An 11,754-nucleotide genomic window follows, 5' to 3' on the forward strand; every position below is an offset into this window, starting at 1 on the left:
GCATCGCCTGACGGATTGTCAGCCACGCGATTGAGCCGTTGCCGGGTCGAGAAAGCGATGCAGGTGGACGATGAAGTAGCGCACCATCGCATTATCGACGCTGGATTGAGCGCGCGACCGCCATGCCACCTGGGCGCTCGCGAAATTCGGGAAGATGCCGACGATGTCGATCTTGGTCGGGTCACGAAATTCTGTGCCGTCGAGGCTCGTCAATTCGCCTCCGAAGACAAGGTGCAGAAGCTGCGGGGAGTTGGACGTGGACATGGGAGTCTCCGTATGTCGGACCCACGATCGCGCGATCGTCGATCCGAGCTGCTCCGGTTACCGGCGCGGGGCCGGCCCGGTTGGGCTTTTCTTGATTCAGCCGGTGAAGTTCAGCCATAGCGCTCCGCGCCTGTGACGGCAAAGGCTTTGCGTGCATCACGCGATGCCGATGCTGAGGCCGCCGTCAGTCTTCCGGCCGCTGCAGCAGGCGGATCAGCGCCTGCTGTAACAGGGGCGCGGCACAGATCAGCATGGGATGGCGCGGCGAGCGCCGATTATAAACAGGACCCTGGCCGTGCCGGTCAGTCAGCTGCGCGCCCGCTTCGATGAGGATGAGATCAGCAGCCGCAATATCCCAATCATGGGCATTGGCGCCGGCGATGCAGCCATCGAGAAACCCCGCCGCAACATGCGCGAACCGACAAGCCAACGAGGGAATTTTCGGCGAAACGCGAAAGGCGAGTGGCTGCGGCAGATGATTCGCAAGATCGCCCGGAACAGCGATACAGGCGCCATCGAGACTCAGTCGGCTCGAGGGATGGATCGCAACGCCGTTGCAGGCTGCGCCGCGTCCGAGGATCGCCGTAAAGCTCTGGTCGAGGATTGGCGCGTGCACGATGCCGACCGTGGGTCGGCCCTTCGTCACGAGGGCGATCGACACGGCCCAGCGCGCATCGCCGGCCGCAAAACCCCGCGTGCCGTCGATCGGATCAACGATCAGAACATGGTCGCGTTCGAGGCGCTCGGCCGAATCGACCGTTTCCTCCGACATCCAGGCGGCTCCGGGCATCGCCTCGGTCAAACGCTCACGCAGATAGGCGTCGACGGCGAAATCGGCTTCGGTCACGGGGGACCCGCCGTCTTTGTAGTCGATCCGCGCGGAGGTCCGCGCACCTGGGCGGAAGTAGCGACATGCGATCTCGGATGCCCCGATGGCTGCATCGCGGAACAGCGTCAGAGTGCCGTCGAGGTCGCTCGTGGAAACGTGAGCCAAGGGGAGCCGGTACGAAAGAGAAGGGGCGACCGCCGATGCCGGCTCTACCGAACCCTCACCCGCAAGGCAAGGCCCGGTCGACCGGCCTCGTCGATCAGCTCGACACGAGAGGCGCGCCGAGATCGATTTGGAGGATTTCCGGGGGAACGCGAAACCGGATCGGCGCCCCCGACTCCCCAAGACCGCCCGAGATGATCATGTGCCGTCCGCCCTCGACGATGTGGCCATAAACATAGCGTCGAGAGGGCGCGAATGGCGTCCCGATCAACGGAACATTGATTTGGCCCCCATGCGTGTGGCCGCAAAGCGTCAGGGACACCCGATTGGGCACGCGCGGGAACAGAAAGGGCTCGTGCATCAGGAGCAGGACGGGATCGTCGTCTCCGATCGACCGGAGGGTGCCTCCGAGATCATCTGCGCCGCGGCTATCATACCGGCCGATCATATGGGCCATTTGGTCGGCGAGACCCGCCAGCCAGAACGATTGCCCCTCGTGACGAAGCGAGACTGCGTTGTTTTCGAGCAAGTTGATGTCGACCTGACGCAGGGCGCGGCGCACCTCTTCGGCACCGCCCGGCATACCCGGCACGGGGCCATGCCACCAATCGTGATTGCCAAGGATCGCATGGACGCCAAGCGGCGCACGCAGCACCGAAAGCGCATCGCCCCATTGGCCCGGAAACACAGGTCCGCTCACCAAGCGATGGCCGGCGTTGAAGTCGCCCAGAAGCACGATCAGATCGGGCGACAGGGCATTGACCGACATCGCAATGCCATGGATCCGCTCGGCCGACATCCAAGGCTCGCAAGCATGGATATCGGCGATGACGCCAATGCGAAGACGCAGGTTTTGAGGCCAACCCGGCGGGGTCAAGGCATAGGAGGTGACGCGCGGGCTGAGCATCGGCTCGACCGCCACCGCGTAACTCGCCAGTCCGAACGGAGCGAGCCCAAGGGTTCCGGCTCCGATCAGCAGTTGCCGTCGATTGATCATCGCGGTGATATAGATCGAAACCAGGGCTTTGTCGCGACCGCCACGCCGTCATACGGCGTGTGACGTCGTAACGCGGGCTGTGGTTCAGGCGGCGCGATGGTCTTCCCGGAGGATTGAGGCGCGAGGCCGCTGGGTCGAGCGATGCTGGCCGGGCTCTGTCTGCGTAGTGAAGCGGAGAGCCGCTGCCACGGCCGAGATGCCGATCTCACGATACAGGCGGGTTTGCAGGTCGCGTGCATCTTCGCCCTTCGGGCCTTGGGCTGGATTTTGCTGGGACTCGTTCATGATGTTGTGCCTCAACGCGCTGACACCAGCAGGACCGTCCGGACTGGTGAATGTTGAGTCAAACTTGAAGCGGCATTTCTAATAAAAGCTGAAGGACCCTTGCGATCCCACGTTCCAGGACGGGGCATCGCGCGCTTGGGATTGTTGATTTCGACCGGAAACGTCAATGCGTCACGGTCATGTCCGGCAGATCCCAGTGACAGATCCGATAATCGTGGCGGCGGCTGGCGAGGTCCACATGCATGTGGCTTTCGTGATAGCCGTCCGACCCGGGGCCCAGCACCGTCCGGAAGCGGAGGCAGGCTGTTTGCTTGACGTCCGCCAGCACGGGCGTGCCGCTCTGCTTCACCCCGATCATGCTGCCATCCGCAACCTTGAACCCGCCGACATCCATCGCGTCGCCGCGTCCGTGCTCGCTCAGCTTGGCCCCCGAGACATGGTTGCGACCCCGGCACGCGTAACCCGACGTGCTCGATAAAGCGCGCAGAGGTTTCCCCGCTTTCTCGAAGGTCGGCACGAGATCGTCCCGCACCCAATCGGCCACCACGGCTCCGAGCGCGCAATTGATCGCGACAGGCGGCTCGAAGGCGACCCGGACACCCGGCGACACGAGGACGGCCGAGAGTTCGATCGGCGCCGCCATGCCGCATCCCCCCGGGCCGGATACGGGCTCGCTGGCGCGGGCCACGACCTTGCCGCTCGAAAAGAGGGCCGCGCAGACCAGTTCCTCGGCCGCGATGTCGAGCTTTGCCGGCTCCTCCGGCGCTGCGGCATCGCCGCTCGGTCGGGCGGCGCCGGTGCCCTGTGGTAGAACCGGCGCAAGGGTCGGCATCCCAGGCAAGGACGGGCCAAGCGAGGCCGCAGCCGGGGATTTCGACGCGGGCACCTCTGGGCCGCTAGGCCGCTGAGGCGGAAGCGGAGGCTGCGCTTCAGGCTGAGGGACCGGCGGGCGCGATTGCGGCTCGGCGCGCGTGGGCCGGACCGGAGGCAGCGGAACATCGGCGGATGCAGGCTCGATGCGGGGCCCCAACGAGAGGATCACGAGCGCCAAACCAGTGACCATCAAGGCCCTTTCGGCACCGCCCGCACGGCGCGCGCGGGCCGGAACATCGCGTCTCGAGGGTGGGCTACTCATCGCGTGCGGTTTCGCTTTCGTGCCGAAGCGGATCGACGACAACGGCTGATCGGGGTTAGACCCTCGGGTGAGGGCCTGTGTCGGGAATCGGCTCGGCCCGCCGTCAGCGTCGCGGATTTAGAGGAGCGGTTCAACCGATGTCTGCAGAGACGCCATCACACGGGCCCTTGGCCGGCATCCTGTTCGACAAGGACGGGACCCTGATCGACTTTGACCAGACATGGGGCCGTGCTGCCTTCGCGGTGATGCACGATCTCTGCGGCGGCGACACGGCAACCGTGACGGCCCTGTCCGAGGCCATGCATTTTTCCATCGATGACCGCCGGTTTCGTCCAACCTCCATGATGATCGCCGGCACAACCACAGACATCCTGGCGGCGTGGGGTGGTCCGCTTGGCCGATTGGGTGACCCGACACTCGTGCACGACCTGAACGAGCGTTTCGCGGCAGAGACCCTGCGGTCTCTGATGCCGATCGGCGATCCGGTCGCCGTGCTCGACGCGCTGCGCGGGCGAGGTCTGCGGCTCGGGCTCGCGACGAATGATGCGGAGGCCAACGCACGCGACCATCTGAGGGCACTCGGGCTCGATGCTCATATGGATTTCGTCGCCGGCTATGATTCCGGACATGGCGGCAAGCCGGAACCCGGCATGGTGCTGGCCTTCGCGCGCCAGATCGGCGTTACGCCCAATCGCGTCGCGTTGGTCGGGGACACCCCCCACGATCTCCATGCGGCGCGTGCCGCTGGTGCGATCGCGATCGCGGTGCTGAGTGGCCCGATGGGCCGCGACGTGCTGGCTCCCGACGCCGATCATGTGCTGGCCAGCATCGCCGATCTGCCGGCGCTGCTGGATCGCCTGGCCTGACATGCGCCGTATCGTCGTTCCGGAACCTGTGTCCCGCGCGGCCGTGTGGAGCCGACGCTGCGCCGTTTTCGGCTTGGTCTTGACCGGGATCGCGATCGTGGCGTCGCGGGCCGGCGTGTTCGATCCAGCCGAGGCCTTGGCGGTTCTCGCGACCGCGATGGTGTTCGGGCTCGCGGCGCCGATCTTCGCTCTCAGGGCATTGGTCGTGGTCTGGCGCACCGGTCGGCCCGGGATAGGCCCGGCGCTCGGCGGGACAGCCCTGGCGATCCTGCTGCTGGCCTATCCGACGTGGCTCGCCATCAAGGCCATGCCCATGCCGGATCTTCACGACATTACGACCGATGCGACCAAGCCGCTGGTGTTCGCGACCTCGGCCAAGGCGGTGACGGCGCGGCGCGGGGCGACCCATGAGCAACCGCCCGAGGCGGCGACCCGCCTGCAATCAGCGGCCTATCCCGACGTGAAGCCGGTGACGATCGATCTTCCGCCCGTCGAGGTTTATACGATGATCGTATCGCTGATCGGCGCACGGCGCTGGGCCATCGTCGATCAGCAGCCGCCGACCGCGCGTCTTCCCCAGGGGCGGATCGATGCCGTGGCCCGGAGCCTCGTGATGGGATTTGCGGATGATGTCACGATCCGGATTACCGGCGTGTCGGCAAGCCAGTCGCGCGTCGACATTCGCTCCGCCTCGCGAGCGCCATGGACCGATCTCGGCAGCAACGCGTTTCGTATCGTCGAATTCTCGAACGCTTTGCAGGCGGCGGTCGACGAACAATGATGGTCGCTTCCCACTTGTGGGGCCCGGGGCTGCCCCGACAGCAGATGCCCGAGGGCTTGACTTAGACCGGAACGTAGCTGGCCTTGAGCGGGGGCGCTCCGGTCGCCATCACAAGGCCGCGCTCGGCCATGTCCTGCAGATGTGCCAGAACCGACATCGCAGCGGCTCCTTTGAGGGCCGGAGCGAGCCCGGCATAGAGCCGCTCGACCAGTGTGTCGATGCGATGATCGCCTGCCTTCAGCCGCTGCAGGATGGCGGTCTCGCGGTGGCGGCGATGATGAATGAGGCCGCGGACGAAGCGCTGCGGGTTCAGCACTGGGCCGCCATGGCCGGGCCAGTAGACCGCATCGGCGCGCGCCCGTAGTTTGTCGAGCGATGACATATAGGCTCGCATCGAGCCATCCGGTGGCGCCACGACCGTCGTCGACCACGCCATGACGTGATCGCCAGAAAACAACGCTTCCTCCTGTGGGAGCGCAAAGGCGAGATGATTGGTGGCGTGGCCGGGTGTCGCGACCGCGAAGAGATCGTAACCGACGCCCGCGACGCGGTGGCCGTCTTGCAGCACCCGATCGGGCCGGTAAGCGAGGTCATGCGCTTTGTCTCCCGCATCCATGTCGCCAAAGTCGAGCGACGCCGGGCGATAGGAGGCGCAGCCGACGATCTCGGCTCCCGTCACGGCCGCCAGCGCTGCCGCGCCGGGGGCATGGTCCCGATGCGTGTGAGTCACAAGAATATGGGCGATCGTTTCACCCGAGAGACCGGTCAGCAGGGCATCGCGATGGCGCGGGTCATCCGGGCCGGGGTCGATGACGGCGACCGACCCATGCCCGACCACATAGGTACAGGTGCCGGTGAACGTATAGGGTCCACCATTATCGGCGACGATGCGCCGGATCAGCGGCGACACGGCTTGCAATTCGTCCGGACGCGCGTTCATCGTTTGATCGAGCGGAACATCATCGTCTTGGGTCGACACGGAACGCCTCGGGAACTGTCTCATCTCCCTCGACATGGCTTCCGGTTGCTGGCGCAGCAAGGTCAAACCCGACACGATCGAAGGTTTTGCGTTACTTCTTGCGGCTGAGCAGCACCAGCCAGCCGAGCCCGATGATCGACACGATGACGCTGACGGTCGCGACGGCCGGCTTGCCAAGATCGATCAGGCGCGGCGCAAGCGTGATCGAGAAGGCCGCCACCACGAGCGCGACCGCGACGCGCGCCGCCGCCCGCTCGATCCCGTGGACCAGCTTGTCCATCCCCTTGATCTCGATCTCGACCGTCATCCGTCCCTGTTTCAGGCGGACCAGCATCAGGTGGACGAGGCTCGGCAGGTCGGAGGCGGCGGTGAACAGCCCCGCGCCGACGGATTCGAGCTTCTTCTTGAAACCGCTGAAAGAGAAGCGCGCATCGATCGTCTTCTGAACCGTGGGACCGGCGGCCGTGAACAGATCGAATTTCGGGTCGAGCTGCCGCATCACGCCATCGGCCGTGATGAGGCCCTTGAACAGCACGGCGAGATCGGTCGGCATGGCAAGGTCGTTTTCGCGTGCCATCGTCATGAAATCGGTCAAAACCAAGCCAAGGTTCAGAACCGCCCCGGAGTGACGCATGACGAAAGCTTGGGACGAGGCTTCGAGCTTGGCGAGGTCCGGGGCGGTAACGCCCGACCATTCGAGGAGGACCGCCATCAAGCCATCGGCGTCTTTCTTCAGCATCGAGCCGATCAGCACCAGGAGCTGGTCGCGCCGGCGCTGCGACAGACGCCCGATGATGCCGAAGTCGATGAAGGCGATCTTGTTGCCCGGCAGAGCCAGGATGTTGCCTGGATGCGGGTCGGCGTGGAAGACGCCTTCGATCAGAGCCATCTGCAGAAAGGCGTCGGTGCCTTTCTGAGCCAGGATCGTCTTGTCGAGATCGGAGTTGTTCAGCCCCTCGTAATCGTTGAGGAAGATGCCGTGCATGAACTCCTGCACGAGCACGCGCTCGGAGGTCCATTCCCAATAGATTTTTGGGAACATCACATCGTCACGGGCTGAGAAGAGCGAGGCCAGCAACTCACAGTTGCGGCCTTCGTTGGCGAGATCGAGTTCGCCGTTGATGCCATGCGCGAGGTGCCGCATTTGCTCTTGCGGCTTGTAGCGGGCCATCTCGGGCCACTCGCTTTCGACGAGACGAGAGCCATGCGCCATCAGGCGCAGATCGGCTTCGATGATCTTGCGGAGGCCGGGCCGGAGAATTTTGACGACCACATCCTCGCCGGTCTGCAGGCGCGCACGGTAGACCTGCGCGATCGATGCGGAGGCGATGGGCGTCGTATTGAATTCCGCGAAGATTTCATGCGGATCGCCGCCGAGGTCGGCCTCGATCTGGCTGCGGATGTGCTCCCAAGGCACCGGCGAGACCTGGCTGTGCAGCTTGCCGAGCTCTTCCGTCCATTGCGGGGTCAGAAGGTCGGGGCGGCTGGCGAGGATCTGTCCAAATTTGATGAAGGTGGGACCCAACGCCTCGATGGCTAATCGCACCCGCTGCGGACGGGAGAGGCGCGTGACATCCACCTTGGGGGTGGCACGTGAGGCGAATCGGGCGATGTGGTGGAGCCCAAGCCGGTCGACGACCTTGCTGAACCCGTAACCGATGAGTACGCCGGCGATCACCTGAAGACGGCGCCGGTCTCGGGCTGCGACGAAGGCTGTTTTCAGCATATGGACATCGCATCGACCCCGAACCGTATAGAGATGCGATACCCGCATCGCTCCCGACGGGCAACGTCCGGGAGCGCAATTAGGTGTCGTCGTGCCGCTAGTGGAAATTGCGGCCTTTGGGCATCACTCTCGCGACCTCCCTCTCGGCCGGTACAATGGCGGTTTGAAGGTCGTTTGGCGGATTGCGGCTGTTCGACGCGAGCGGAAAACCGATTTTCAGCCCAAGCTCGACGCCGTGGTCACGCTTCTGCGACGAAAAAGTCTGCGGGCGCTTGATCTCGTCGGCGCGGGCGAGGTCCGATAAAGCCGGGCCGTGTTCCGACAAGGCGGCCAACATCGGCGTCAGATCGACGATCGTGTCGGCCACGATATGGATGACGCCAGCCTCGTTCTGCAGCTTGCCCGTGATGGCCACGAATCGCGCCGCGATGACGGCGGAGCGGAAACGCTCGAACACCTTCGGCCACACGATGATGTTGGCGACGCCCGTTTCGTCCTCGATCGTCATGAAGATCACGCCATGGGCCGAGCCGGGGCGTTGCCGCACCAGCACCAGACCGGCGGCCGTGACGCGCCGGCCCGTGAGGGCCTGACCCGCCAGTTCCTCGCTACGCAGAATGCGTTTTCTGACGAGATCCTGTCGCAGGAAGGCCACCGGATGGGCTTTGAGCGATAGCGACATGTGCCGGTAATCCTCGACCACATGTTCGCCGAGCCGCATCGGCGGCAGCGCCGCTTCGGCCTCGCCTGCGCCATCGCTGGCCGGACCCGGAGCCTCGATCGCGAATAACGGGAGGTCATCCTTGTCGCCCGCCCGGTTGAGCCCGCGCACCGCCCAGAGCGCATCACGCCGATCGAGCCCGAGGGAGCGGAACGCATCGGCTTCGGCGAGGTTCTCGAGCGCCGACAGCGAAAGTTTGGCGCGCAGCCATAGGTCACGCACCGAATCATATCCCTCGCCCCGACAGGCCACCAGCCGATCCATGTCGGGGCGGCGCAGGTCCTTGATCTGGCGAAAACCGAGCCGCAACGCCCGATCGCCCAGGATGTCGTCGCGCATCGTGCCGTGACGCGGATGGATCTTGGCGACGCTTCTGGGCGATCCGGGCTCCAACCCATGATCCCAGGTCGAAGCGTTGATATCGGCCTCGCGGATTTCGACACCATGATCGCGCGCATCCCTGACGATCTGGGCGGGGGCGTAGAACCCCATGGGCTGCGAATTGAGCAGCGCGCAGGCGAACACGTCCGGGTAGCGGCATTTGATCCAGCACGAAGCATAAACCAGCAGCGCGAAGGACGCCGCATGGCTCTCGGGAAACCCATAGGTGCCGAAGCCCTCGATCTGGGCGAAGCAGCGGCGCGCGAAATCCTCCGGATAGCCACGTCCCATCATGCCGTTCACCATCTTGTCGCGGAACGTTCCGATCGTGCCGACGCGCTTGAAGGTCGCCATGGCACGCCGTAATTCGTCGGCTTCGGACGGCGTGAACCCTCCCGCCACGATCGCGATCTTCATGGCCTGTTCCTGAAACAGCGGAACCCCGAGCGTGTTTTTCAGCACCGCTTCGAGCTCGGGCATGAAATATTCGACTTTTTCGAGCCCCTGCCGCCGCCGCAAATAGGGGTGCACCATGTCGCCCTGGATCGGACCGGGTCGCACGATCGCGACCTCGATCACGAGATCGTAAAGCCTCGCCGGTTTGAGCCGAGGCAGCATCGACATCTGTGCCCGGCTCTCGATCTGGAACACGCCGATCGTGTCGGCACGCTGGATCATGGCATAGACGCAAGATTCTTCGGCCGGCAGGGTCGCGATCGTCGGGATGCTCACACCATAATGGGACTCGAGCAGATCGAACCCGCGCTTCAGGCAGGTCAGCATGCCCAGCGCCAGAATATCGATCTTGAGGATGCGGAGGGCGTCAAGGTCGTCCTTGTCCCACTCGACGGTGGAGCGCTCCTTCATCGACGCATTGGCGATCGGCACCACCTCGTCGAGCCGCGAGCGGGTGATGACGAAGCCGCCCGTATGCTGTGACAGATGACGCGGAAAGCCGGCGAGTTCGTCGGCCAGTTGCAACGCCGCCGCCAGCCGCGGTTCCGACGGTTCGAGCCCGATGCGGCGCGCCTCCGCGCCATCGACGCTGCTCGACCAATAGCCCCAAACGGTTCCCGATAGGGCCGCCACCGTATCGTCCGACAATCCGAAGGCCTTGCCGACTTCGCGGATGGCCGATCGGGTCCGGTAGGTGACGACGCTGGCGGTCAGCCCCGCATGGAGGCGACCGTAGTGCGTATAGATATATTGCATCACCTCCTCGCGCCGCTCGTGCTCGAAATCGACGTCGATGTCGGGTGGCTCGTCGCGCGAGGACGAAATGAACCGCTCGAATAAAAGGTCGTGCACCATCGGATCAACCTCGGTGATGCCGAGGCAAAAGCAGAGCGCCGAATTGGCGGCCGAGCCGCGCCCCTGACACAGGATGCCGAGCGAGCGAGCATGACGGACGATGTCGTGGACGGTCAGGAAATAAGCCGCGTAATTGAGCTCGGCCACGATGGCGAGTTCGTGCTTGAGGGCGTTCCATATCTTTTCACTCACGCCGGCCGGGTAGCGCCATACCGCCCCGGTTTTGGCGAAAGCCTCCAAGGCTTCCTGCTCAGTCGCAAATCCCTCACGCAACTCGGTCGGGTAATCATATTCGAGCTGGCTCAGCGAAAAGCCGATCCCACTGAGGAAGCGATCGGTTTCCGCGATCGCCTCGGCAACTTCGGAGAACAGCCGCTGCATCTCGGCCGGTGGCTTGATGTGCCGCTCCGCATTGACGTGCAGCCGGCGGCCTGCCGCATCGAGGGTCGTCTTCTCGCGGATGCAGGTCAGCACGTCGGCCAAGGGACGCCGCTCGGCCACATGCATCATCACGTCGTTGGTGGCGAGGAGCGGCACTTTGGTGGTTCGCGCCAGCCTGGCCCGCTGGGCCAACCGTGCTCGCATGCCCGGGCCGTAGGTGAGAGTGGCGCCTAACCAGACCGCCGCGCCTGATGCCTGGAGCCTGCGGAGAAGGGGTGCGAGATCGGAGGCTTCGTTTGTCGTCGCATGTTTGGTCGGCGTCGTGCCGGGGCCGGCGAGGCGATCCTGTGCCGCTTCGCTGGCCGAGGCGGAACGCGGTTGCGAAAGGACGATGCCCGGAAAAGCCACGACATTGTCGTGCACCACCTCGGTATCGAGCATCTGGTCCCGGACCACGCTGGCCGCGATATCGTCAGCGAGTTGTGGCCACACGCGTGGCTTGGCGGGACCGGCCTCGGCCGTGGAGGCTTCCATGACGATCACGTGCAAGCCGGTCGCGTGGCTCACGAGATCATCGAGGAACAGCACGCAAGAGCCTTTTTCCGCACGCGAATTGCCGATCGTCAAAAGCCTCGTCAGACGGCCATAGGCGGCCCGGTCGGTCGGATAGGCCAAAATGTCCGGGGTGCCGTCGGCGAAGATCAGGCGGACGCCAGTCACGACCCGGAACCCATCGTCGAGCGGAATGCGCTGCTTGGCGTAGGAATAGGCCCGCACCACGCCGGCCATGGAATTGCGATCCGCGATGCCGATCCCGGCCAGACCGCAGGCATGTGCCTGCGCCACCAATTCCTCGGGGTGCGATGCCCCGCGCAGAAAGCTGAAATTGGTCGTGACGGCCAATTCCGCATAGCGGGGATGAGAGGGCACGGGCAT

Annotated in this window: 10 protein-coding genes; 2 read left to right on the plus strand and 8 right to left on the minus strand. The window is 64.7% G+C overall.

Annotated features, from left to right (window positions below):
• Window positions 1-18: 18 nt before the first annotated feature.
• The 5 genes from LGH83_RS00670 to LGH83_RS00690 form a co-directional block, all read right to left on the minus strand.
• Window positions 19-264, minus strand: a complete 246-nt coding sequence (locus LGH83_RS00670) for a DUF4170 domain-containing protein (protein WP_131115750.1) — start codon at window positions 262-264, stop codon at window positions 19-21.
• A gap of 184 nt (window positions 265-448) precedes the next feature.
• The gene (locus tag LGH83_RS00675) at window positions 449-1,258 is read right to left on the minus strand and encodes an inositol monophosphatase family protein (RefSeq protein ID WP_227400214.1); all 810 of its coding nucleotides are present in this window, start codon (window positions 1,256-1,258) and stop codon (window positions 449-451) included.
• Between the two features lie 94 nt (window positions 1,259-1,352).
• Window positions 1,353-2,252 (minus strand): metallophosphoesterase, encoded by a 900-nt coding sequence (locus LGH83_RS00680; protein WP_227400215.1) that lies wholly within the window; start codon window positions 2,250-2,252, stop codon window positions 1,353-1,355.
• Window positions 2,253-2,336: 84 nt separating this feature from the next.
• Entirely contained in the window at window positions 2,337-2,537 is a 201-nt protein-coding gene (locus LGH83_RS00685; RefSeq protein ID WP_131115756.1) for a hypothetical protein, read from the minus strand.
• Window positions 2,538-2,700: 163 nt separating this feature from the next.
• Window positions 2,701-3,672 carry an extensin family protein gene (locus LGH83_RS00690; RefSeq protein WP_227400216.1) on the minus strand — a complete coding sequence of 324 codons (972 nt, stop codon included), beginning with the start codon at window positions 3,670-3,672 and terminating at the stop codon, window positions 2,701-2,703.
• 137 nt (window positions 3,673-3,809) lie between these two features.
• Between LGH83_RS00690 and LGH83_RS00695 the strand changes: the two genes are divergently transcribed.
• Both LGH83_RS00695 and LGH83_RS00700 read left to right on the plus strand, forming a co-directional pair.
• Complete coding sequence (locus tag LGH83_RS00695) at window positions 3,810-4,538, plus strand: HAD family hydrolase (RefSeq protein ID WP_227400217.1); 729 nt, start codon at window positions 3,810-3,812, stop codon at window positions 4,536-4,538.
• Between the two features lies 1 nt (window position 4,539).
• A complete protein-coding gene (locus LGH83_RS00700; protein WP_227400218.1) occupies window positions 4,540-5,319 on the plus strand; it encodes a DUF1499 domain-containing protein in 780 nt (259 codons plus the stop codon).
• 61 nt (window positions 5,320-5,380) lie between these two features.
• Here the strand turns inward: LGH83_RS00700 and LGH83_RS00705 are convergent, their stop codons facing one another.
• The 3 genes from LGH83_RS00705 to LGH83_RS00715 all read right to left on the minus strand — a co-directional run bounded on the left by LGH83_RS00705 (window position 5,381) and on the right by LGH83_RS00715 (window position 11,754).
• Entirely contained in the window at window positions 5,381-6,298 is a 918-nt protein-coding gene (locus LGH83_RS00705) for an MBL fold metallo-hydrolase (protein ID WP_413771082.1), read from the minus strand.
• Between the two features lie 91 nt (window positions 6,299-6,389).
• Window positions 6,390-8,024, minus strand: coding sequence for an ABC1 kinase family protein (locus LGH83_RS00710; RefSeq protein ID WP_131115763.1), 1,635 nt, complete (start codon window positions 8,022-8,024; stop codon window positions 6,390-6,392).
• Between the two features lie 97 nt (window positions 8,025-8,121).
• Window positions 8,122-11,754: an error-prone DNA polymerase gene (locus LGH83_RS00715; protein WP_227400219.1), complete on the minus strand. Its 3,633-nt coding sequence runs from the start codon at window positions 11,752-11,754 to the stop codon at window positions 8,122-8,124.

Origin of the sequence: Lichenihabitans sp. PAMC28606, assembly GCF_020616535.1 — a bacterium.
Lineage (GTDB): Bacteria > Pseudomonadota > Alphaproteobacteria > Rhizobiales > Beijerinckiaceae > Lichenihabitans > Lichenihabitans psoromatis.

Bases quoted from the DNA above. Each gene is read 5' to 3' on its own strand.
- LGH83_RS00680 (WP_227400215.1), bottom strand. From the start codon at position 2,252: ATGATCAATCGACGGCAACTGCTGATCGGAGCCGGAACCCTTGGGCTC.
- LGH83_RS00685 (WP_131115756.1), bottom strand. From the start codon at position 2,537: ATGAACGAGTCCCAGCAAAATCCAGCCCAAGGCCCGAAGGGCGAAGAT.
- LGH83_RS00690 (WP_227400216.1), bottom strand. From the start codon at position 3,672: ATGAGTAGCCCACCCTCGAGACGCGATGTTCCGGCCCGCGCGCGCCGT.
- LGH83_RS00695 (WP_227400217.1), top strand. From the start codon at position 3,810: ATGTCTGCAGAGACGCCATCACACGGGCCCTTGGCCGGCATCCTGTTC.
- LGH83_RS00715 (WP_227400219.1), bottom strand. From the start codon at position 11,754: ATGCCCGTGCCCTCTCATCCCCGCTATGCGGAATTGGCCGTCACGACC.
- LGH83_RS00710 (WP_131115763.1), bottom strand. From the start codon at position 8,024: ATGCTGAAAACAGCCTTCGTCGCAGCCCGAGACCGGCGCCGTCTTCAG.
- LGH83_RS00670 (WP_131115750.1), bottom strand. From the start codon at position 264: ATGTCCACGTCCAACTCCCCGCAGCTTCTGCACCTTGTCTTCGGAGGC.
- LGH83_RS00700 (WP_227400218.1), top strand. From the start codon at position 4,540: ATGCGCCGTATCGTCGTTCCGGAACCTGTGTCCCGCGCGGCCGTGTGG.